The organism is Paenibacillus sp. LT-B23 (assembly GCF_059417685.1).
Window position 1 is genome coordinate 1 of sequence record NZ_JBSQBM010000039.1, and the last position, 23,878, is coordinate 23,878.

22 protein-coding genes and 1 pseudogene are annotated in these 23,878 nt (G+C 39.9%); 5 read left to right on the top strand and 18 right to left on the bottom strand.

Features of this window, described 5'->3' with window-relative positions:
- Positions 1 to 12 precede the first annotated feature (12 nt).
- From ACWXW9_RS27880 to ACWXW9_RS27915, 8 genes are all read right to left on the bottom strand, one after another.
- Positions 13 to 417: a GNAT family N-acetyltransferase gene (locus tag ACWXW9_RS27880; RefSeq protein WP_038573410.1), complete on the bottom strand. Its 405-nt coding sequence runs from the start codon at positions 415 to 417 to the stop codon at positions 13 to 15.
- Positions 418 to 797: 380 nt separating this feature from the next.
- Complete coding sequence (locus tag ACWXW9_RS27885; protein WP_494932038.1) at positions 798 to 1,238, bottom strand: hypothetical protein; 441 nt, start codon at positions 1,236 to 1,238, stop codon at positions 798 to 800.
- A 90-nt stretch (positions 1,239 to 1,328) separates the two neighbouring features.
- Positions 1,329 to 1,949: a hypothetical protein gene (locus ACWXW9_RS27890; protein WP_494932039.1), complete on the bottom strand. Its 621-nt coding sequence runs from the start codon at positions 1,947 to 1,949 to the stop codon at positions 1,329 to 1,331.
- 120 nt (positions 1,950 to 2,069) lie between these two features.
- A complete protein-coding gene (locus ACWXW9_RS27895; RefSeq protein ID WP_494932040.1) occupies positions 2,070 to 2,918 on the bottom strand; it encodes a copper amine oxidase N-terminal domain-containing protein in 849 nt (282 codons plus the stop codon).
- A 154-nt stretch (positions 2,919 to 3,072) separates the two neighbouring features.
- Positions 3,073 to 4,623, bottom strand: coding sequence for a phage terminase large subunit (terL, locus tag ACWXW9_RS27900; RefSeq protein ID WP_494932041.1), 1,551 nt, complete (start codon positions 4,621 to 4,623; stop codon positions 3,073 to 3,075).
- A 176-nt stretch (positions 4,624 to 4,799) separates the two neighbouring features.
- On the bottom strand, positions 4,800 to 5,645 hold the full coding sequence (locus tag ACWXW9_RS27905) for a tyrosine-type recombinase/integrase (RefSeq protein ID WP_494932042.1): 846 nt from the start codon (positions 5,643 to 5,645) through the stop codon (positions 4,800 to 4,802).
- 160 nt (positions 5,646 to 5,805) lie between these two features.
- The gene (locus ACWXW9_RS27910; protein WP_494932043.1) at positions 5,806 to 6,549 is read right to left on the bottom strand and encodes a transposase; all 744 of its coding nucleotides are present in this window, start codon (positions 6,547 to 6,549) and stop codon (positions 5,806 to 5,808) included.
- 242 nt (positions 6,550 to 6,791) lie between these two features.
- On the bottom strand, positions 6,792 to 8,057 hold the full coding sequence (locus ACWXW9_RS27915; RefSeq protein ID WP_494932044.1) for a DNA modification methylase: 1,266 nt from the start codon (positions 8,055 to 8,057) through the stop codon (positions 6,792 to 6,794).
- A 260-nt stretch (positions 8,058 to 8,317) separates the two neighbouring features.
- Here ACWXW9_RS27915 and ACWXW9_RS27920 point away from each other — a divergent pair, with 260 nt between their 5' ends.
- The 3 genes from ACWXW9_RS27920 (at position 8,318) to ACWXW9_RS27930 (ending at position 9,493) form a co-directional block, all read left to right on the top strand.
- Entirely contained in the window at positions 8,318 to 8,557 is a 240-nt protein-coding gene (locus ACWXW9_RS27920) for a hypothetical protein (RefSeq protein WP_494932045.1), read from the top strand.
- A gap of 202 nt (positions 8,558 to 8,759) precedes the next feature.
- Complete coding sequence (locus ACWXW9_RS27925; RefSeq protein ID WP_494932046.1) at positions 8,760 to 9,272, top strand: hypothetical protein; 513 nt, start codon at positions 8,760 to 8,762, stop codon at positions 9,270 to 9,272.
- A 59-nt stretch (positions 9,273 to 9,331) separates the two neighbouring features.
- On the top strand, positions 9,332 to 9,493 hold the full coding sequence (locus tag ACWXW9_RS27930) for a hypothetical protein (RefSeq protein ID WP_494932047.1): 162 nt from the start codon (positions 9,332 to 9,334) through the stop codon (positions 9,491 to 9,493).
- 692 nt (positions 9,494 to 10,185) lie between these two features.
- On the opposite strand, the gene ACWXW9_RS27935 is transcribed toward ACWXW9_RS27930, so the two are convergent.
- The 9 genes and pseudogenes from ACWXW9_RS27935 to ACWXW9_RS27975 form a co-directional block, all read right to left on the bottom strand.
- Positions 10,186 to 12,198, bottom strand: coding sequence for a hypothetical protein (locus tag ACWXW9_RS27935; protein WP_494932048.1), 2,013 nt, complete (start codon positions 12,196 to 12,198; stop codon positions 10,186 to 10,188).
- 14 nt (positions 12,199 to 12,212) lie between these two features.
- A complete protein-coding gene (locus tag ACWXW9_RS27940; protein WP_162833929.1) occupies positions 12,213 to 12,383 on the bottom strand; it encodes a hypothetical protein in 171 nt (56 codons plus the stop codon).
- 96 nt (positions 12,384 to 12,479) lie between these two features.
- Complete coding sequence (locus ACWXW9_RS27945; RefSeq protein WP_494932049.1) at positions 12,480 to 13,625, bottom strand: ParB/RepB/Spo0J family partition protein; 1,146 nt, start codon at positions 13,623 to 13,625, stop codon at positions 12,480 to 12,482.
- Positions 13,626 to 13,726: 101 nt separating this feature from the next.
- On the bottom strand, positions 13,727 to 17,125 hold the full coding sequence (locus tag ACWXW9_RS27950) for an RNA dependent RNA polymerase (protein ID WP_494932050.1): 3,399 nt from the start codon (positions 17,123 to 17,125) through the stop codon (positions 13,727 to 13,729).
- Positions 17,126 to 17,749: 624 nt separating this feature from the next.
- Positions 17,750 to 18,319, bottom strand: a complete 570-nt coding sequence (locus ACWXW9_RS27955) for an SF0329 family protein (RefSeq protein ID WP_494932051.1) — start codon at positions 18,317 to 18,319, stop codon at positions 17,750 to 17,752.
- 53 nt (positions 18,320 to 18,372) lie between these two features.
- Positions 18,373 to 19,362: a tRNA dihydrouridine synthase gene (locus ACWXW9_RS27960; RefSeq protein ID WP_404580096.1), complete on the bottom strand. Its 990-nt coding sequence runs from the start codon at positions 19,360 to 19,362 to the stop codon at positions 18,373 to 18,375.
- Positions 19,363 to 19,593: 231 nt separating this feature from the next.
- Positions 19,594 to 19,728, bottom strand: a pseudogene (locus ACWXW9_RS27965) (SF0329 family protein); the annotation flags it as partial.
- Positions 19,729 to 19,860: 132 nt separating this feature from the next.
- A complete protein-coding gene (locus ACWXW9_RS27970) occupies positions 19,861 to 20,394 on the bottom strand; it encodes a cupin domain-containing protein (protein WP_283652844.1) in 534 nt (177 codons plus the stop codon).
- A gap of 282 nt (positions 20,395 to 20,676) precedes the next feature.
- A complete protein-coding gene (locus ACWXW9_RS27975; RefSeq protein ID WP_283657237.1) occupies positions 20,677 to 21,159 on the bottom strand; it encodes a GNAT family N-acetyltransferase in 483 nt (160 codons plus the stop codon).
- Between the two features lie 118 nt (positions 21,160 to 21,277).
- Here ACWXW9_RS27975 and ACWXW9_RS27980 point away from each other — a divergent pair, with 118 nt between their 5' ends.
- On the top strand, positions 21,278 to 22,144 hold the full coding sequence (locus ACWXW9_RS27980; protein WP_404521897.1) for a LysR family transcriptional regulator: 867 nt from the start codon (positions 21,278 to 21,280) through the stop codon (positions 22,142 to 22,144).
- Between the two features lie 249 nt (positions 22,145 to 22,393).
- Positions 22,394 to 23,224, top strand: coding sequence for a methyltransferase domain-containing protein (locus ACWXW9_RS27985; protein ID WP_494932052.1), 831 nt, complete (start codon positions 22,394 to 22,396; stop codon positions 23,222 to 23,224).
- Positions 23,225 to 23,519: 295 nt separating this feature from the next.
- On the opposite strand, the gene ACWXW9_RS27990 is transcribed toward ACWXW9_RS27985, so the two are convergent.
- On the bottom strand, positions 23,520 to 23,696 hold the full coding sequence (locus tag ACWXW9_RS27990) for a hypothetical protein (RefSeq protein WP_494932053.1): 177 nt from the start codon (positions 23,694 to 23,696) through the stop codon (positions 23,520 to 23,522).
- Positions 23,697 to 23,878 lie beyond the last annotated feature (182 nt).

The following is a 23,878-nucleotide window of genomic DNA, read 5'->3' on the forward strand; positions in this document are numbered from 1 at the left end:
AAGGGAGTTCAATCATATCAACTCTGAGATAAACATTGGTGTAGCTCCATCCTCTGTATTAAAGCCAAATTTATTATAGAAATCCACTGCATGAGGATAAGAAATTAATACTTTTGTTTTACACCCTTTATATCTATCAAGCATTATATTCATCATTTCCTTACCTATACCTATACTCTGATAACTCGGATTAATAAGCATATAATGAAAATATACCGTTAAAACACCATCTGACAAAGCATTTATTAAACCGACAAGCTTTCCTCCTTCCCAAGCGGTAACAATTGAATGAGACCCTCCGATTGCTTGTAAAAGCTCGTTTGGATACTTGCCAGACTCCCATTCTACCGAAAGAAATAACTCTTGGAGTGCATCCTTAGTGATATCCTCTTTGCTTGAAGCGTAATAAATACTCACCCCTATACCTTCCTTTCATAAAACTAACTACGGCACAACATCTGTTTTAAACTCCCATATTTCGATGGTTTTGCAATCCTTACGAAACCATAAAATAATACCGACAAAGCAATTTCGGATTTATCAAAGTGAATAATCACTTTATTTACCTCAATATACTATTAAAAATATGTATAGAACATGGATTAACTGAAGTGTAATTTGTATTTATTTACATTAGAGAATTCATGAGAATACTTCTTTTACTTAAGCATACTAATCCTAAGAGGCTTATAGCGTTAATCTGCCCGTTAGCTTAACGAGCTAAAATAGCGACATTCAATGGGACATGTTCTTGTCCCTCGACAACTCGACTTTTGATAGGAACAAATTCTGCCTCTTCAATATGATGCTTTTGACTGTGTAAGAAGAACTTGTCCTTTTGGTAGACCTGTCCCACCGTAAATAGTCACTGTATAAGCGCCTGAAGGAACAAGTGGCATACTATCATTATTTACAAGTTCTACTGTTGCGTCTTCTGCAACACTTGCATTAAAAATAACCGTATTCTTACTGTCGTGCTTTACTTCGACCCTAAAAGAGTGTGCTCCAGTATTTTTTGCATTAAGTTTAATATGTGGATATCCAACTGTCACAGAATAATCTTTTTCAGGGTCCACTTTATCACCCGCTAAATCCCAAGTTAGTGTATCTTCGAGTGCATCAGGACTGCTTTCAAAGATTCCATTTTCTTCTTTGGATTTTAAATCAACATTATTTTTCAAGGCACTTGAAACGCCAATAATAAGTAAAATAGATGCAGTGGTAGCAATAATCTTCATAACTTTGTTTTTCATTTATGTAACATTCCTCTCAATGAACAGATTTCAACTAGCGTTTCCCGTTGCTTAACAAGGATTTCTTTTAAATACTTATAATGATTCTTGCCCATATTCATTCCAATATTGCTTTAAATGCTTTTGTAACGCAGAATCAAGCTCAGCATTATCATATTCCACATCATTTTCGGCAGAGAGAATTGCCATTCCCAAGGGTCCGCTGAGTCCCCTTGAACCTCCACTCATGCCAAGCTCAGGTAGCAATTCAGCTTGGGAATACCAGCGTTCTGCATAATCCTTGGTACCGCCTGCATTTCTAACGATATATAGTCGATGCAGGATGTTAACATCATCCCGATAACCATAGTAAAAATAACCTTTTTCCTTAAGAGCATCCGTAATATTGATTTCTTCGCTGTTGACACTTACAATGAGCTGTCCCGAGGACTCTTTGACTACCCAATCGCCGTCGTTTTCGCTACCCATGGTGGCTGTATGGTCTTCTGCAATTTCATAGTGCAGGGAGGTTTTATTAGCAAAGACAACAGTCTGTCCTCTACCTTTGAAAATCCTCGCATAATCAGTAGCGGCTGCATTTTCATATGTTTGACCTTGTTCGCTTGATAATTGTCCACCATCTTTTGAAACAGAACAAGCAACAAGGGTGAACACTAATGTTGATAATGTAGTTATTTTAAACATTTTTTTTATCATGATTCGTTTCCCTATCTCCTTTTTTCTTTTGTTTTACTTAGAATATAATCTAGCATGTAATTACTGGTATTGGTATATCCAATACACTATCCTGCCCGTTCGTAATAAGAAAAAATCACTTTATACAACTGTATTACTTATAACCTTAAGAAAACCGTTCTTTGCAGCTGTATCAATTAACTGATTAATGGAGCGACTTGCGGTATCGCTAAACAAATACCACTCATCTTTTGATACGTCATGAATCAAAATCTCTGGGTACTCTGCTAAAAGTTCAGATGGAAAAGAACGAATTAAAGAATAAACATCAAAGCGAACTAAGCTGTTCCCTTTTGGGTCTAGAAAATCATATTGTGCATTTTTATAATAAGACCCAAGTGTGTCAATAGTGAATCTCCAAGAGTAGTCTGCAGGTGCTTCGACCTTTTCACCTTTGTTTTTCACAAAAATATTATAAATTGTTTTGTTATATGCATTTCCATTAATTTTCTGAACTACGCCGCCCATAGTCATATGGTATTCATGTTGCAATACTTTTACTTGTGCACCGTCTATGAACAATGGTTCAGTATCAACCGTCACTGCAAAGTTGTTGTAATTGACATGGCATCCAAACGTCTCTGCAATAAAACGAAGTGGAACAAATATGCGATTATTTTTCATGTATGGTTTTACATCAAGCAGCATCTTCTTACCGTTCTTCTCAGTTGTACTACTGTTCAGTGTTAATATGACTTTCATATCGCTTTTAGCGAGAATAACCTCGGAATTGGACCATTCGACGCTAGCCCCCAAATTCTCACTAATAACACGTAGAGGTACCATTGTACGTTTGTTCTTAATTTCGGGCTTTACATCGGATGCAATAGCAACACCGTCAACTTTGATTTGATTTTCTGCTGCATAAGTAGTTGACGATGAAATAAATAAAAAGATTGCAAGAAAAACCCCAAGGAATGCTTTTTTCATAAATGATAGCTCCTTTTTGGGTTAAATTCGAATTCGTTGCGCAGTAACTCCCCCCCCTCATATTAAGACGAAACTTGATAAAATTTGTTGCACTCTCCTGCTCGTTAACTAACGAGATTAGATCAAAATAAAACTTGAGTTTTTAGCAAAACCCTCAAAATAACAAGCTTCGATCATAAAATTTCAGACTCTTGACCGACTGAATCAATTGAACAGCCCCATATAAACTATCTGGAGCATCGTCGTATGTACAGTTTCGGTTATAATCCTTTACCTGATGATTATATCGAAGGTTATCTGCATTGAATAGAATATGACCCTTCTTCACTTCCGGCTCCAGACTAATAATACGCTCATGTTTCTGTCCCTTGGAATGTACACTTTCTACGGGTGTATGTATCTTCGCCTTCCATAACTCTTCTTCAAACTTTTGCTTCATATAGCTCTGTGCCTGATTCACCTCAAAGCCAAGCTTATCTACAGGATAAAGCTTCAACTTTTCAATAGCCACTTGGAATAAATTATCTGGCAACAGCTTATAAATATTACCGTCAACCACATACATTTGCTTCGTCTTCCTGTGCTGCCCAATAATGGAGACAGCAGAATAGTCATTTTTCTTCCCGGCTTTAATGGCTGGATCAATGTACATCGCCATTTCCATATCCTCAAATTCAGGTAGCCTGTCCCAATACATGATATTCTGGAATATGTATTCATCGGTTGAGCGGGGATCGTTCTGTAGCTCTTTATAGAAGCTTTTTTCTCCCATCGCTTGCTTCTTGCACATCAAATAATAATAGTCCAAATACTCGTTCCATAGGATTTTCGTACCCTCCAGCATTTCCTCCTCATTAGCCATAAAGAAAGACAAAGCCGTATTGATCCTGTTTTCATCCTGCAAGTTATTATATTGTCGCTCCCACTCTGACCACAGATCATCACGCTCTGAAAATTGAAGCACGGCTGCTTTACGAACACTTCGCACACCTGGTATCTTACCTTTGAGCAAATCGGCCATGATATCTTCTTCGTTCAAGATCGTTCCACAGATCAGAATATTGGTATCCCTTGTTCCAATAGGAAGAATCACATCCGTAAATGTATTTTTAATCTGTTCTCGTTTGGCTTCGGATCGTGCTGTATCTTCCTTGAGCAAATCATCCATCAATACCAGCGTAGGACGATGATGCTTATAGTGAATACCTCTCAAGCTACCATCAATCCCACGAATCATAATGCAGGAATCCAGTCCACCTTTACTCTTCAGCCAAATTTCATTATTGTTCCAGCGGCTCCCTTTACGAATCCCAAAATCCTCAATCAGCATCCGATTTGTTTCCAGCTCATCTTTGATCATATCGAGGAACGGCAATGCAATTTGCTCTGTTGCAGATATAATCAATGTAAACTGTGATTTATCATAAAGTGTGGCATACAGCGGGAATAAAAAAGAACTGATCGTGGACTTTCCATGCTCTCTAGGGAGGCCGAAAGCCGTAATCAGTCCAGTATGGGCAAGCATATGTCTTAATTCCGTGAATAGCTCTCTGTGAAACTTGCCAAATACTCGATCAAAGTATTTAGGAAAATAGGCTAAAGCGAAAAATTCAATGTCCATCTCACCAATAAGCTTGCGTAGTTCAGAGAAAGAGAACGTTTCGATCAATTGTTTCATTTTGGGCGGCTTAAAATGCTTCTCCATATACTGCTTCAGCAACTCAGCCTGACGCTCAGCTTCTTGCTTTATTGTTTCAATAGTAGTGGCTCCTTTCTCATATGTACCGTAAAATGATCACAAAAATTTCTGCACCCTTTGCTGGCGGCTCTGTTTCTACAAATAGAAGACCCCCTCCCATCCACGACAAAAAGAGTGGCTCATCACCACTCGATATTTGCCAAAGCTAGTTCCATATCCTGCTGTGTTGTTAGGGTATAGATATTGGTCGTTGCTACGTGATCATGTCCAAGGATTTGCTGGATGGTCGTCAAAGGGGTCGTTTTCACCAGCTTATAGCCAAGCGTATGTCTGAGCATATGGGGTGTCACCTTTACATTGACCCGATCTCCGTATTTGCTCAGGATCAGGTTAATCGCATTCCGTTCCAAAGATCCTCGCTGGCCAATACATAAATATTCTGAATCAACCTGTGGTCTGACTTCAAGATATCGGGTAATGGCTTTTCGTACATCCTTATTTAATGGAATGGTACGAAAGGAATTCCCTTTACCAAGTACTTTCAATAATCCTTTACGTTCACTGATTTCAATATCCTTCAGCTTGATACCAACCAATTCGCTTACCCTTATCCCTGTTCCAAGCAACAATTCAATCATACAAATATGCATCCGATTGCCCATACGGTGAATTTCATTTCGTAGCCTCCACAAATCCTTTTCCGCTAACCCTTTGTATTGCCGAACAACCTTATTTCTGACCGCTTCGATATGTATTTCTTCCTTAATATAGTCTTGATGATGCATCCACTGTGAAAATACGTTGATACTAGCGATCTTACGATTGATGGTCAGTATCGCTTGGTTGGTGCTTTGCAGATATTTCTTGTACTCTACCCCATCCAGTTCAATCCACTGATCCAGTCCATACTCCGTTTTCCTTTGATACCAAGCTATGAACTGCAATACGTCCCGAATATAGCAGGAAACCGTATTTTCACTCCGATCCTTGCTCCGTAAATGTGCTTCAAACCCTTGAATATACTCCATATTCGCCCCCACCCTTCGCTTTGTGTGTCACATCATACCGTTGATGTGGGGCAAAGTCCACCGTTTACATAACCTATCTTATGCACTGATTCTGGCTACTTTATAGGCTCATTCAGGGCTGAAATGGGCGTTTATCTATACAAATACTGACGCCATAACGCTATGACTGCGAATCATCTAGCTCCACATATCCTTCCTCAATCTCTACTGATTCCTCAATAGCTTCATATTCGGCATCCACTACATCCGCTTCAATCATATCCAGAAATAGCTGCTTGCGCTCCTGTTCCAGTGCCTTCGTATTGACCAGCAGCTCACGTCGATCATTCCACTCGTTGGGTGCACGGTTCTTTAAGTAGAAGATCATCGCTGTCGGATTGGGAGGCTGATATCGTTTCACTTTCTCAATGCGCGTCTTCTTTTTTCCGTTTTTGTCCTCTTCAACTACTGTACGAATTTCCTCATATTCATAGCCCGTAGCAGCTTTCAAAAGTGAATTTTCCACGTGGGATATGGGGACAGATTTGCTCCATTTGACTAGTTCAGCCAGCATCGGATGTTTATCTATATACTCGTACCAAGTCGTTTTACCTATATCGAGTTTCCTGATGATGTCCTCTGCATTCACGCCTTCTTCGAACCATGCCTGAATCTCCGCTAGTCTAGGATATACATGGGTTTCCCACTTGGTTGGACGTTCTAATGCTTCAGCAAATTTAGGGTGTTTCCTACGATAATCGCCTAATGTCCAAATATGAATATTTAATCGTTTGGCAATCTCCTCATCTGTGGCTCCTTCACGTACCCAAACGGGAATATCCCTGAGCCTTGGCACAACAAATTGATCATATTTGGTCAGTATCTTTGGCTTGTTTCTTTTTGGCTTGTCATTGTTTTTGCTCATTAACTCACCTCCATCACGAAAAAAGGGAACAGCCAACTATCGCCATTCCCCATATGTATCAGCTTACCCTTCCAATTCAGCCTCGTAAAACAACTCGATATCTTCAATTACCTTTTGAATCAGCTCATTGTCCTCTTGAGCTTCCTCAGCTCCAGCACATTTACCTTTTCGGCTTGCATGCCGTTTAGGAATCGAATTACTATATTCACTTTTGCCTTACCCAATTCAATCACCCTTTCGGTTTAGTCAGCACATGATACCTCTGACCTTGCCGACTCAGCAACAACTTCTTGAAAGCCCACCTTTACTTCATTCCGAATTAAATACACGCTGCTATTATCGCCAACGTGAGCAATATACCGCTTCACAATCACATCTACATATTTGGGGTCAAGCTCACTCGTATAGCAAATTCGATCCGTTTCCTCACAAGCAATCAACGTTGAACCTGAACCACCAAATGGGTCAAATACAATATCACCAAGCTTGCTTGAGTTTTTAATTGGGTAACTAATCAAGGGAATCGGCTTCATGGTCGGATGATACTCATTCCGAAAGGGACGATCAAATTGCCATAAGGTTGTCTGCTTACGATCACTATTCCAGTAGTGTCCACCTGTCGGCTTCCAACCGTACAATACGGGTTCGTGCATCCAGTGATAATCGGCATGGCCGAGTACCATCGCTTGCTTAGCCCATATACAGCATTGTGCCAATTTGAATCCAGCTTCAATAAATGCCTTCCTAAAATTCAACCCTTCACTATCCGCATGGAACACATAAATACTTGCTCCGTCATCAGCTACTTTAAACATTTGAGTATAAGCAGCCAACAGGAAATTATAAAACTGGTCGTCATCCATCTTATCGTTCTCAATTTTCAATGCATCCTTGGTCTTGCCCGTATAGTCCACATTATAAGGTGGATCAGTTACAATGAGATGAGCCTTCTTGCCATCCATCAATGTTGTAATATCCTGCTGATTAGTCGAGTCTCCGCAGATTAGCCTATGCTTCCCAAGTATCCAGATGTCACCTTTACGAGTGATCGGATGTTCAGGTAATGCTTCTTCTACATCAAAGTCATCTTCTTCATCCACTGTTTCTTCGTGTAATGTATTCAGCAACTTCTCACACTCACTCATATCAAATCCTGTTAGAGAAAGATCATAATCAGCTAGTTTTAATTCTTCCAGTTCCTGCGCCAACAAGTCAAAATTCCAATCTGCATACTCAGCCGTTTTGTTATCAGCGATTCGGTAAGCTTTGACCTGTTCTGGTGTTAAGTCATCCACCAGTATTGTTGGGGCTTCCTTCAGTCCAAGCTTCTTGGCTGCTAACAGACGAGTATGACCTGCTATGATTTCATGATTACTGTCAATCAGAATGGGATTTTTAAAACCATAACTCTGAATACTTGTTGCTACATAATCTACAGCTTTCTCATTATTTCTGGCGTTTTTTATGTATGGAATTAACGTTTCTACGTTTACGAATTTGATTTCCAATCCACTTAATCCCCCTTTCTAAACTCGCTTTTAAAAAGACTGCGACCCAAATCCAGGTGTAAAACACACCAATTGCAGTAACAAATCGTAATATTTCTATGATTATTGCTTGTAACATTAATAACAATCTTGTTGCTCCTCTCCAAATGAAAAAGGAACCCTAGACCATAGCCAGAGTTCCCGTGTGTAATATGTACTTTTAAATTTTGAACATTGTGTCACGTGACACATTTTTATATACACAACCACGTTTTGCATTTTTGAGTAAGGACGGCATCCTGCATCTTCATGACGAAGAGCATGCCGCACAGCACGGCAATTATGTACAAACGAGTCTGACGCCAACTCATCGCGACACTGCCGATTCTCAAACTGCTCGCAGCAGAGCTTCCGACATGAATCATTTTCCCGGTTCATCCGGGGCTTTATGGCACGGCGGCAAGGAACCAGTTAACCAACGGAAACATGAACAGCCTGTGTGGAACCCTTGCGCGGTTTAATTCCGAAGCGTGCCATATTAGGATAATGGAATCATTGTCCATTTTTTTGTTGAACAATTACAATAAAAGACTTATAATGTAAATGTATATAACTACCTGTAAAAAAACTTTATTGATCATGAATACTCTAATAGTTTCTATACATACTGGTTGAATTGATAAAGCGTGCAGGAAAAAAATCAAAGAAAGTGGGCTTATGAGTATGAAAAACATTAAAAAAGCTTCTGTAGTATCTGTTTTGTCTTTAGCTCTTGCAATTCCATTAACTGCTTCTGCAGCAGCCACTACGGAAGTTACACCATCTACAACTGACTCAATAGCAGTTTCCCAATCTGCAAACACATCGACCGATGTGAATACACCAAAACCGGGGGATCATGTCATTACTCCACAAGCTACTGATGGACAAATTGTCGATCGTCCAGTAGCTGGATTTAATGATTCTGCTGATTTTGACGTTAAATCAGGGTATGGATATGTAAGGTTGTACTTGAGAAACACAGGGAACACTACTATAACTTTTACTGTGAATCAGGGAAGTGCATCTGGTGCGGAAAAGTACAGTGGAACAGTAAAACCTGGTAAAACATTCGATGAAATATTAAATTCAAGCAAGCCATGGACTGTAGGGAAATTTTATGTTAGTTTAAGTAGTGGTTCTGGTTCCATGTCTGGAAAGCTTGGAGTTCGGACTAGTACTAATACGAATTTTTAAATATAATTGCTGGAAAAGCGGGCCAATGAGGCTCGCTTTTTTTGTTGGGGGTGATGTTCATGAAGAAAAGCCCAATATCAGGAATATGTATGCTTTGCAATGACCCTAACCCGAACCCGGAGCATACAACGATGGGCGCATCCTTTTGTGATACATCTTGGGATGTCATGAAATCTGGGGATGAGGACAAATTGGGTGAAAGGATCGTTTGGGACAAGTGATATCAAGAAAGTGAGCAAAAGCCAGCTTATTATGGTTTAACTGCCCATTTTCCGGTATTGTCCGATTTTTATTCTTTGACGGCCATTTTCGGTAATTAGTAAAACGGTCTTGTTCTTCCTCTCTAGTTACTAAGTACAAATGGTTTAATGCAACTTTTAAATTTTGCAATACCAGTCCATATTCAACAAGATAAATTTGAATATGTAAATCGAAAATTTTAAATTAAGCAACCTGACCACAACCACAAACGAATAAGTGTCTTGGGCATGAGGTAAACACCGTTTCTCCATTTCATTCTTTCTAAGTTTAGGCTATGTCAATGGACTGACCCCAGTTCCCCCTATATATAGAAAAATAGGGTCACGTCAATCTATCACGTTCAAAAAAATAAAATGAAGACAGCCAACGATGTTGGATGGCTACGGAAAGAAATAATTTGTTTACAAATTTTTGTTGACGGCTTCTTTTGGTCTTAACGTTTGTACCAAATAAGGGAAAACTCTCTCACCATCTCGATAAAAACCACTTCGCTACGCTTCGTAATCGGTATTCATCGACCTGCCGCCGTTTCCCCTCTTGCCTTCGGCAATTCACCCTTTTGCGGCTCATTTTGGACACTTTATTTACAAATTTATCATAAGAGGAAGAAATCTTCCCTTAATATTAGGGAGAAAATCTTCATTTGGAACTACTATAATAGTTTACGATAATGCTCGCTAACCACATGATCGGTAAATGCATCTTGATCCACTAGCATAAATAACCAATATTGTCGTCCAACTTTTGAGGTTTTTTCAAATAGCAATATATTATGATTCTTTAACTCACTCAAAATGAATTGCTTTCTATTTCCCTTCCAATTATCTCTAAACCACTGATATAGTGCTTTTCCACCTATAGCCTTAGCGGTAAGCTTGATATTCTTTTTGCCCACCATGAGCTTAACCATTTCGATCATTTTCTTGGAACAAGCTTTCTTAAATCGAAGTTCATTATGTAGTTGATGCATATGGACTCGTTCATCCGGCAATCCAAATTCTTTTTGCATCAGTGTTAACCATTCTGTCCGTTTCGAGTACATCACAATATCCACTTCTTCGGTTAAATTTACATTGCGTAGGGATGTTCTATGAATGATTTGTGAGAGATTAGCCAATACATCTTCTATATATAGTTTTTGTATTCTCTCATCCGTAAACCAGTTTCCTTTATTTCGATTCTCATTTAAGGATATATCGATGTCTACACCATACATGGCTACCGCGATTTCCCGATAATGCCTAGGTGGGCGAATGGGAACACCAAACAAGGCCATCGCATTAAAACTAGAAAAATCATTATTACCTACCACATTGAAAAGATGTTTCCTCATATCATCATCTGACTTCTGCTTGATGGTGAAAAATTGCTTGAGTTGCTCGTCCGTAATTACACCCTCAGCGTGATAAAATGCGATATCATCCTGCTTAGGTAATGCAATCATTTTGAAATTCGGACGTTTTCCTTGTAGTTTACTTTGTATCTCCAAGTAATCTCCTGCTATCGCTTCCTTGACTTCTTTTAGTTCACGGTAAGATAATGTTGTGGACGTATTTATATTTTTCCATCGAATATTCAAACGCTCAGCATATCGATGAACATTTGTCATGGGAATCAGTTCAAATCCAGAACGTTCATATATACTTTGGCTAATATGTGCTGTCCCGTCCAAAATCAGCATATGGGTATGTAAACGACTATAGTCCAGCCACTCTGAACAAATAATAGCTTGCTTATTCGTTCGTTCTATACAGCCAATATGATCGTTTGCATACATCTTCATAAACCACGTATATCTTCTCATATCCTCAAGTTCGCCTTTAGCATCAGCCAATTTAGCCAGGATTGTATTGAAGAACCGTTCTCTTTCTGAACCCTCTATAAATCGATTCAATCGTAATGTTGAATGGGAAGTTACATTGTCCTTTAATTCCAAGTTGATCAACTCACTCAGGATATCTCTAGCTTCCTTAAATTCACGATTACTTAAATGAATGCGATCTGCCAAATGCTCAAACCAGTCAAATGAATTGTCTTTACTGCCAATATCCCAGACACAACTGTCATAGTAAATAGGCATCTCGTCTATGATCACCAATCGTTTCCACTTATGTACTTCTTTAAGTTGAGCATCATCTTTCTTATTCTTAGCTCGCTGCGGGTAATATAATAAATAGTTATTCATGTTCTCATCATCTAACATCAAATCTCGAAGTCTTTGCTGAGGAATACATAAAATCTGATATTTTCTCATGGTATCTATAACTTTATGAATCTCATCAGAATTGACATATGCAATAGCATCTGGTATTTCATGTTGCTTGGCAAATTCAGAGACATCCTTATATACATTATTCTTCATCGTGTCGTTATTATTAAACACAAGTAATAGCGGATACTTTTCATGCTGATTTGAAGCATTTTTCTTTAATAGGCTCTTGCATAGAACATTTAATGCTGTACTTTTCCCTGTACCTGGAGCAGAATTGACTACCCATGATAAATAAGATTCTTCACGTTCAGTTTCATCCATATTCATTTGAAATCCCTTATGTATAAAACTTGATAATGCATGATATGTCGCCATAAATGCCTCTTCATGGAGACTTTCCATATGCGAACGAGAAATATAAGCTTCCAGATCGCTCCATTGATTCACTGCCAAATTAGATTCACTCCTTATATTTTCGGTTTCTTAATTTCCTCTAAAGCCTGTTGAAATTCTTCATTAATAGCATACAGCCAAAACTTTTGATGCTTATCAATCGTCAAAGCACGAGTAATGTACCGGATATTTTTATCCTGCAATTTCCTCATCATCTGACCATCGTAACAATAAAAATAGCTCATTTAGATTCACTCCTCTCATTTGTGGATCGCACCCATATATTGGATGTCACCCAAGCGCCCGTGTTAACAGGCGCTATATGTGTCACGTGACACCATTTACTCCATGGCCAGCAATTCATCCAGTATGTCATCCGTTGAAACATGATTCTCTTTGGCAATATGATCTAATTGTTGCTTATAAAATTTGATTTCTTCTGTTAACATTCCCAATGATTTTCCCTCTAAAGCATCGCTATAATTTTTACATCTTTTCAATTCATCTTGAAAGCTATGTAAATTCCATTTGTCTTCGATGTTGGTATCAGAGTAAAAAAGTTCATTTCGCATCTCATCCCAAAACTTCTCAACCATCCACGGCCTGAATTCGGAATCAAAATGATCTTTATTTTTTTCCAAATCATAAACAACTGCAAAATCAATATCTTCTTCTGTGATGTTGGAGATATGAAGATGATTGACAATACAATCCATTTGAGCAGTTAAAGCAAACCCTCGATTTGTAGAAATAACTACAGAGCCAAGTCCCGTATAATTCAAAATAGGCGAGATGATTAAACCGTAATGCCAATCATCCACCCATCTCTTGACTTCGTTTACGGTTAGCTTTTCTTTTTTTATGTCATGCTTCTCCCAAAAGGAACTATGAAATTTCAGTTGATAGTTTTCAAAATGACTTTCTTCCCTCTGTGAACCGTCTTCATGAATGAATTTTGATGTCGGTTTGTTTTTTAGCAATCTGTTCAAAAACGATTCCATTTTCAGTAGTTGCTTGGCATGACCGTCCGAAATATACCCCTCTGCAATCCAATCGTGAATAAAAGGTAATAATTTCAATAATCTTAAACGGCTTGTAACGAAGGCTCTGTTTTTGCTTACTTTTTTGGCAATTTGTTCATGCGTGTATCCTCTTTGTACATACTCATAAAATGCATGGGCTTCTTCAATAGGAGTCATTTGCTCCCGTTGAATATTTTCAATGACAGATAGATGAAAAGCTTCCTCATCGTTTAATTCCTTTACTTTCACTGCAATCGTATCCAGTCCAGCCATTTGACTCGCTCGATATCTGCGCTCCCCTTGAACAATCTCATATTGATCTCCATGTGGCCTGACCAGTATAGCTTCTTGTAATCCATCGCTTACAATGGATGCTGCCAGTTCCTGCAACGATTCCTCATCAAAATGCTTGCGTGGCTGATTCAAGTTGGTAACGATCTGGCTTAATTTTAATGTAATGTTCAAATGATGATATCTCCCTTATGTTTGGATTCGTATATAACGTTCTGGTTGTCACCCAAGCGCCCGTGTTAACAGGCGCCTATCATGACACACTATGATTCAATTTATTCGATATGGACTATCGCCTTAAAGCTTGATTTCGTTACTTTCTGAATCGTGATAAATTCAATTGTCGCACCGTCAAAATCTAGTAAGGATAACTCCTCATCTCGACGAATGGCCTGATCTCTCAGAATTATACATTTCCTTTCTCCATGCTCATCTACAATATGAACATAGCAATGCTCGACCACCTGAATCTGTAATTTTTTGCCCAATACCTGGTCAGCTACCGACTGCGATTCTTCCTCCGATTTTTTCAATGTGCTGAAGCCGAGCGAATAATTCCTCAATATTCGTCTTGTACTTTTCTCGTCCAACAGGGAAGGCGTATTACTGGTTTGTACTACGGTTTCCCGTTCAGCTTCGTACCCAATAAAAAATTGTCCCATAATCTCAAATAATGAATACACACCATCCCGCACATGGAATGGAAACTCCAGATCATCTATTATAGCCATGCCAGCTTGAATGGTAAGCTCTTTGCCTTCTACATTACGATTGGTGAGTCGGTTCACTCTTCGTACTTCCCTCTTCATCACATTTTCATGCTGCTTTAGATTTTCCAGTAGTCCATCTACAAATAGCCATGCAAAGGAGTACGTTCTGTAGGTTTGATATGCGATCTCGACAGCAACACTAGCAAGTATCGAAGGGTGCTGACAAATCTCCTCACACTGAGCCTTGTACTTCTCTCTTAACTCGGCGTATTCAGCACTAATGGCTTTCCGAGTTTCATTGTCTCGTTCCCATTTTTTCAGTTCATTGAATTGCTTTTGGCGATGATTAATTTGGTTTTTCTGCTTATTGTATTTTTTATACAGTGGCTCAATACGGGCTAGATAGTCCAGAAACTTAGGCTGGCTAACCTTTCTCATATCCTGTAACAATTGTCTCGTACTTTCTATGCCTAAAATAGACTGATCCAGTTTGCCATCTTCCATTTGGAACTTGCCATCTATGTACTTCTCTGCCTTGACGCAAAATTGATTAAACGGCGATTTCGTCGAGTGCTGATAATCCTCTGCCTTGCCACCCTTCGCAAAACGAAAGAAATACGGCATTTGGATAGCCAGACGATCCAGCACATATGGAATCTCTACCTCTAGTCCATTCTTCGTCGCATCAATAATTTGGCCTTGGAGGAATTTTAAAACTGAGTTTTCCAAAACGCGTGCTTGAAGGCTCCCTTCCTCCAAAGCCAGATTCTGAAAATACGTATTCACATTCGTACATCTACCCGTCAGGTTATGTAGACTTTTTAACTCTATCTTGACGATACTGTCCATATTATTCGGCACAGGTGCAGCTACTTTTTTATCATCTTCATTGATGATCGTAGGAGCATCAATCACGGCTGAGAGTATGGTGGGATCATTGGTACAGAGAGCCGTATCTCCATCCACATCTCCGAGTCCAAGTCTTGCAAGTGTTAAATCACAACAGTTCAGAACAATCACATTATCCAAATGACGTATATATCGGTTATGTACTTGTACAAAATCTAGCTTACCCACTTCATTAAATATCGTTAGCGGTGAACGGAATAGAGCATGCATTCCCTGTTTCCGATTCATAAACGCCTCGTTCTTCTTCAGCACACCTGTTACATGTTTTCCAGCGGCATGCTCCATAAAAGCTATTGGATCATTGGTCAGATAAAAGTAGCTTCCACGAATTGGGATGCGACCTTTCAACATATCTTGAACTTTCTGCATGGCTTGCTTCACGATAAACTTGCGGACATTACCGTCATACAACATCAATTCATTCAAATCGATAGCTTGGATAATTTCATTTATAAACTCTTTCTTCTGACCTCGTTCTATTTCATCTTCCTGTTCGTCGGATTCTTCATCTATATCTTTAGGTTCATCGTCTTCTTGGACTAGCATATGTAGGAACGCTTTCGTGTAAGCAATATCTCGAATCCACTTTCCATGGACGTCATCCTTTTGTCCATGTAGTACACGTTTGATGACATCCATTAGAGGCGTAGCTAATTGATATAAGTCGTTCAGTGTAAGATTCAACGCATGAATATATTGATATGTCAGTGGTGTGTAGGCGTTCATCTGGTATGCTGGCTTCGCATAATTGGCGACCCAAAAGTGATTATGATTATGTACTTTCAGTAATTCTTCATATTCCGTTATACTCTCGAACAAACACTTAGGCTTAGCTTCTCCCTCACTGTATTGATGCCATGCTTTGAAGCAGGATTTCGTGAGGATGAGATCAATAGGACGACCCTGTTTGTCGATGATCGGCTGTGATTCACCAAAAACATCTATTATTTCTGTAACACTATTTTCATTGAACCATTTCAACAGATCGAACCGGATAAAGTTACCTTTGATATATGGAAGTCTTCCCTGAACTGCATTAGGTGAATAGGATAGGTTCAGGTGCTGTCCGATACGCTCTGCAAACTGGAAGCTCATTAAACCTTGACCATCAAAAAACTGGACATTCTTATTTTCATACTTTGGATACTCCACTCGCTTGAAACCGATGGACTCTTCATTAATAGTGATGATTGGGATCTCTTCAGTTTGCTCGATGGAATAGCAAGGATATAGTTCGTCATCATACATAACTGAACGATCAGGAAAAGGAATTGCTTCTAGTTTCACACGACGATTTACTTTATTCCACCCATTGAAGGTTTTGAAATCTGATTGATCGGGAACGGACTTTGTACGACCATTCCTCAAGATCGTTTTATTCGGTATACGTTCTAATTTATGTAAGTGTTCTTTTGATGGCTTTAATTCTTTCTTCGCTTTGAAATATTCACGTTGCTTCGTCTTTTCATCGAATATTAAATTCTGTTGCTCCAAATCTTCAGCATACTTTTCCACTTTCCATACATCCTCAATGATCGTTTTCTTTTCATAATCTGGAATAACGACGATACGTGGAATATACGGGACTGGTTGTGCTGCTGAACGACTCACACCAAGAGCTGCTTCCCATTTATGGATATTGGTGAGTGGTGGCATTTTACCGAGTGTAATGCGTCGATACAGATCAGCAGCATACTTCTCCTGGATAAATTCTGTCCTCTGAGTACGTCCCATCGCAGGTGACTTAATCGAACGGACATATTTCTCTCCATTATAGTAGATACCTTCTCGCAGCATACGTTCAAACAAAGCAAGTTGGCATGGATCATCTTCATCAATTTGATCAGCTTTGAGCATGAAGAATACATCGGTAACATCGGTGGAAGGATCACGTTCTGCTACGACTCGCTTGAGTTGATCGAGATAGATACTGTCAGACACAGTGATGGTACGAGTACTGGATTGTGGTGCGTTAAATTGGTCACCTACATGAGTGATCTCCTTAAAGTGGAACAAATTGACTTGGCATTGATTTCGTGTTGGATTAGTGGACAAATTTTGGCCTCCTGTTTATTGGTTTGAGTGATATGACTGTGAACGTTTTCCCTATGAGTTCTGTCTATGCAGCATCAATAGGGAACAAACGTTCTTATTCATTGTATCGAATTTACGTTCGTATTGCAAGAGATTATATTCAAGATTTTTTGTAAAAAAAGAGGATAAAATTTCAAGAGGGAGCTAGAAAAACCGAGGGCAACATACCCTCGGCTATCTATGATATAAATGAAACAAACTGAAATTATTATAATATCTACTCACACGTTTTTGGTATATTACTTTTAAAATCGTGCGTTTTTCGCAGAAAATTGATTACATCCACGGAATGCTGGGATTAAACATTTTAAAAACACAAAAATAATTATTGATCTTCAATAAATGAAAATGTAATCAGCAAGTAAATAAGCATTAAAATAGAAACGTGAGCTGTTGGAGTCCCAATACCTATTTACTCATTTTAAACCCTTGAATACCAAGATTGTAACACTCTACTACATGTGTTTGTGTGTTCAGTGAGAACAACACTGATACGATGCGCCCCCATCAAATGAAAAGCCGACGACCTGAATCGAACAGGTTTATCTAGTCTTGAATACTCTTTCAATTGAAAGTTATTTATTTTCATAACGTACTACGCCGTAGTTCATAAAAATACTGCACAATTGGATGCTTTAACTTCATCTTCTCGGTCATGTTTAATATTCGCTTTTTTCCAACTCGTCTGTCCACTAAAGCTAGAATATTCAATAAGATATCATTACTCTCTAAGCTTTCCTCTATAGAAATAGATAAAAACTTATTAGCTACAGCGATAAAATTTGATTTACTTAATGAGGCCTGTGCTGACAAAAGCTCCTTTGCATGTTCTGATATTTTTCTACCTCTTGCAATTACTTTTAGACGATCCTCCGGGACGTTCCCATTAGTATCTTTTCTGACCGCTTCAATTTCTTCATTGCTGATTGGAACTTGGATCTCTGGATCATTCTTGATTTCCAACTCCGTCTGATACCATTTGATTGGACTAGTGATATCATTCATATTGAGTATGTTCTTCTTATCTACAGTTATATAACAAATTCCATACTTATCAGGCAAATAACGGTAACTGGTAGCTCGGTATTCGACCCTTCCGTCTAACGCAGGACAGAGGAAGCTCTCCAGTTGTTGCTTCAATTTACTCCAGGACATATATCCTCCTATGTTTTCAATGCCTACTAATAGCCCGTCCCCAACTTGGCAATTTAATTTCCACGTTCCTCTACCTCATCATGATCCTTGCTTCCAAACTCATCAAGCAATGTACGCACTTCACTTGTTGATTTGGCGTTCATTAAGCTGTTTCTGAGTTCACTTGCCCCTCGGAATCCACGGACATATATTTTGAAGAAGCGGGCAAGAGGGCTGAACGAACGTGGCTCCTGCGCTGAATAATGATCATGGAGATCTAGATGAAGCCGCAGCAGTTCAAGCAATTCCTCACTGCTGTGTTCCTTCGGCTCCTTCTCAAACGCAAATGGATTCTGGAAAATACCACGCCCAATCATAATGCCATCCACTCCATATTGCTCAGCGAGCTTCAAGCCAGTCTGACGGTCCGGAATATCTCCGTTAATGGTCAGCAGTGTATCTGGTGCCACCTCATCACGAAGTTTCTTAATCTCCGGAATCAGTTCCCAGTGAGCGTCTACTTTGCTCATTTCCTCTCTTGTCCGCAGATGAATGGACAAATTCACAATGTCTTGTTTCATAATATGGGTCAACCAGTCGCGCCATTCGTCTACGGTAGTGAAACCGAGCCTTGTTTTTACACTCACGGGCAATCCCCCGGCTTTCGCGGCTTGGATAATATCCGTTGCGATTTCTGGACGGCAGATCAGACCGCTTCCCTTCCCATTCTCGGCTACATTCGCTACAGGACAACCCATATTAATATCGATGCCTTTGAAGCCTTCTTTCGCCATACCGATGCTCATTTCACGAAAGTATTCCGGCTTATCTCCCCAGATATGGGCCACCATGGGCTGTTCATCCTCTGTAAAAGTCAAACGCCCGCGTACACTTTTGTTCCCCTCCGGGTGACAATAACTCTCTGTATTCGCAAACTCCGTAAAAAACACATCCGGTCTGGCTGCTTCACTTACGACATGGCGAAACACAACATCCGTCACATCTTCCATCGGTGCCAGTATAAAAAAAGGTCGTGGCAAATCACGCCAAAAATTATTCGTCATATCAAAAACTCCTCTATAAATACCAGGACAAATCTTTGGCCCCAAAATGGTAAAGCTAACCTGTTCATGTCCTTGCTTCTTCTTCACATATAACATGTTTAAGCAACGTAGTTCAAACGGCAGTATATGTTAAGCATAGACATCTAAATGAGTATATCATACCCAATAGAGGAGCATACTCCCCAAAAGACTCGCAAAAAAAGGAAGAGCGCCGCCCCTCCTTGCCATCTTCTATAACGTACTGCGCCGCAGTTCATAGAAATACTGCACGGCTGGATGTTTTAATTTTATCTTATCAGACATATTTAATATTCTTTTTTTACCAACTCGTTTGTTCACCAAAGCCAAAATATTCAATAACTTCCCCCAGCTTACGCCGTTCCCAAGCGAATGGCTTAAAAAAAGAGCCGAGGAATAGGGTAGTTCCTTATTGAATTAACGTTCACCGTTAGTAATTCACTCCAACCTCATTTACTTGATCCATTAATAATTTTGGCTTTATTCAGCAGACATGACATCGGCTTTTGTTACATGAACCGTACCATATGGATGCTCAGGCGGAGCATAGATGACGTATATTTTAAGCGGGGTATTCCCCGTATTGGTAACATTATGCCATGTTCCAGCTGGTATCATAATTGCATAGCCACCACAGGCCATTGCTTGAAAATTCAAATTATCTTTACTTTCACCCATCTGAACAAGTCCCTGACCTTCTTCAATACGTATGAATTGATCTGTTGTGGGATGAACTTCTAAACCAATATCATCTCCAACATTAATGCTCATCAGGGTTACTTGAAGGTGTTTCCCTGTCCACAAAGCGGTGCGGTAAGTATGATTTTGCTTAGCAGCTTGGTCAATATTTACTACAAATGGTCTTTGTCCATAATCTGTTGATTGATAAGGATACCCGTTCGTGTTGACCCCATTATAATAATGACCATTCCAATTATTACTCCAACGGATGTTGTTCCAATAGTCATGCATTGGAGTATGCCATTGATATGGATAGCATGAAGTACGGTACAATATTCATTCTCCTCTCAGCATTTCATTATTTATTTTCATTCTATGCACTTGCCTATCTAAAGGTTAAAAAAGGGCAAGAGCCTGACAGCAATTGAATGTTTACAGAAAATTTGCCCGTGCTGGTGTAAAGGCATCAAGCAGGATGCCACCATCCTCCAGTGGAATGCAGCCATGGAGAACATTGGAGGGAAAGTGGATGCCTGCTCGTCAATTATAATGTTTAACTAGAGTTACCCGTTAGTTAAAACTAGAACGTTTACGTCGATAACCTTGTCTCCGTGTTTATTTTAGTTCCAACTCCATAAACACATCCGCTCTTACATATGGCATGGGTCCAATTCGCTCAACAGGAACATGCTTGAACCCAACCGATTCGTAAAGATGAACGGCGTTCGGCAGCTTAGTGCTACTGCCCAAAAAGAGCGATGTTGCACCAAGCTCGCGTGCGCGGTCGATGGCGGCATCGATGATTCTCCGTCCGTATCCGCGTCCCCGCGACCCGGGTGTAACGCTCATCTTCGATAGCTCGAACACGCCAGCTCCGCTCGGCACGAGCGCAACGCATCCGACGATCGAATCTCCAGCACGAGCGATAAGCACATCTCCTCCTTTGTTCACGATATTCTCCACCGGATTATCAAGGATGACCCGATCCTCCTTTTCGATCGTGAAGAAGTGAGAGATCCATTCCTCGTTAAGAGTTTTAAAGGCATGAGCTTCGTTGGGTGTCTTCATCGAAGTGATTATGGGCACTATTTCGGGCATGATATGTTTCCTCCTCTTATATGCTTTAATCCACTGTAGAAAAAAACGAACGATTGATCAATGTCGATTTTCATATTAAGATCATAGATGATATCTATGATTGGACGGTGACAACCCAATGGAACATCGGTTATTGACTTATTTTTTAATGGTCTGCGAGGAGCTTCATTTTACGCGGGCAGCTGAACGACTGTCGATCAGCCAGCCAACGCTCAGCCACCAAATCCAGCTGCTAGAGCACCAGCTAGGCATGTCATTGTTTACGCGCATAGGCAAGAAGGTCTATTTGTCCGAGGCTGGGCACATTTTGCGAAGTCACGCATTAAACGCCTTTCACGAATTAGATCAAGCTCGGGCCGCCATCGAAGAACTGAGAGGCATGAAGCGGGGCTGCCTGCGTATCGGCTGTGCGGGCAATCATTTACTTCTGCCTGCCATCGTCGCGTTTCACCGGCAATATCCGGAGATTGAACTGTCAGTCCAGGAACTGGCGACCGAAGAAGTTAAGAAGGAACTGCTAACCAATCGGATTGATCTCGGTATTGTCTATCTACCGCTGGATCACGAACAGCTAGAGAGCATTGAGCTGTTCGAGGACGAGTTGCAACTTGTCGTCTCAGCAGGGCACCCGCTCGCCGCAGCGGATACCGTCCCCCTCGCAGAGCTTCAGGCGCATCCCTTTGCTATGCTCCAGCCCAAGTTTCTCGTACGTCAGTTCTTCAACCAGTATTGTGAGAGCGCTGGTTTCCACGTCAAGCCGATCTTGGAGCTCTCCACTCTGGAATCGCTGCTGCAGGTCGCAATAACAGGTATTGGCGCAGCCGTGCTGCCACGATCCTACCTCCAAACAGTTAACCAGCCTGCCATCACCAAGATCTGCCTCAGAGATCCTGCTCCTACACGGAAGATTGGTCTGGTTTATCGCAAAACCTCCTATCTCAGTACTGCAATGAAGACGTTTATCACCCAAATAACGATGCAATAATCTTGACGCATTCTAAATCTTGTTGAACTATCCTGTCCGTTTGTATGATGAGGTCAGTCGGATTATTGGTTGGTAATTCGCTAATACATCCTTCTTCCACTTCCGCAAATATCAAAAAATTTGGTAGACTTGATGATTTCATTCTTAGTTCAACTGGTGGTTGAGTATTTTAAAAAATCAATTATGAAGTTATTGTTCCTCCTAAGAAACCCCAATAAAATTGGATTACATAAAGGAGTGTGAGAATTTATGAAGGAGAAATTAGCAAGAAACATAAGCATATACCGCAAAGAAAGAGGACTTACACAAGAAGAGCTTGCACAAATCCTAGGGCTTTCATTTCAAGCCGTATCCAAGTGGGAAAATGCTCAGACAATGCCTGATATTTCGTTACTACCTCAGTTATCAAGAACTCTAGAAGTAAGCATAGACAAACTTCTTGGGTATGTAACATGGGATAAACCGATTACCATTTACGAGGAAGAATATAAAACACAAGAATATTACTGGGGTACTGAACCTAATAAAGTGTGTTATCAGGTTTTGCAGTTTATGCCCCCCAATAAACACATAAAATTATTGGATATTGGATGTGGTGAGGGAAAAGATGCCGTATTTTTTGCTAGAAATGGATATGATGTCACTGCATTTGATGTTTCGGACGCAGGTATAGAGAAAACCAAGCGACTTGCTGAAAAAACTGGTGTCCATGTTAATGTATTCAAGGCAGATATTTTAGATTATCGTTTGGATACGCATTTTGACGTTATCTTTTCAAGTGGTGTCCTACACTACATAAAACCGGAATTTCGCAAAGAAATATTTGAAAATTATAAGCAGTATACAAATCCAAACGGCTTGCATTTCTTAAATGTGTTTGTAAACAAGCCATTTATTGCTCCACCACCTGAAAAAGAACCTAATGCGTATAAGTGGTACTCTGGTGAACTGCTTGCACATTATCACGACTGGTTCATTGAAGATAGTTCGGAAGATATCTTCAACTGTAACTCGTCAGGCATTCCCCACAAACATGCAATGACTAACATTTTTGCACAGAAGATAACCTCATTAGGCTAAAGATGCTTCCATATTTAAGGCAACAAAAAAGGGGTTCGCTTTTGTCGCCCCTCTTTACTTTTTATCCCATACATTTTCCAAATTCATTGTCCTTCGGTATTAACATTGAACAGCACTCAACCTTTAAGCGTTTTTTTGAATGCAGGAACATATTCAAGTTGCTCTTAGACCCTCGAACATCAATGCTTCTATCTCGGTATATTACTACCACGCACTCCACGTGTGTCGAGACAGCGAAAGGGATATATTCCTTTTCATTATATATATTACCTATAATATCAAAAGCCACTCCTTCTCACAACACCACCTTTTTCCAGATGATGCCTGTTCCCCCTTCACTTCTACCAATCCCGCTAATTCCATATGAACCTGTATTTAATTTACCCGAATCCATAATCACAATTAAATCAGCCCCCTTCCTGACTTTGAAAAGCAATTGCTCAAAATTACTATCAGCTTTCTCTATTCCCATACCTCTCCCTTCCAAAAATACACATAGTAAATACACCAACCAATGGGTCATTCTGTAAACTAAATCTCTCTTTCAACCGATAAATACATATGCTGGGTTCGTAATTAAATATCTTCTGCTGTCCTTTTGTTTCTTGAATGAAATCTTACTTGGAACTCCTGTATCTGATTAAGAACGTTTTT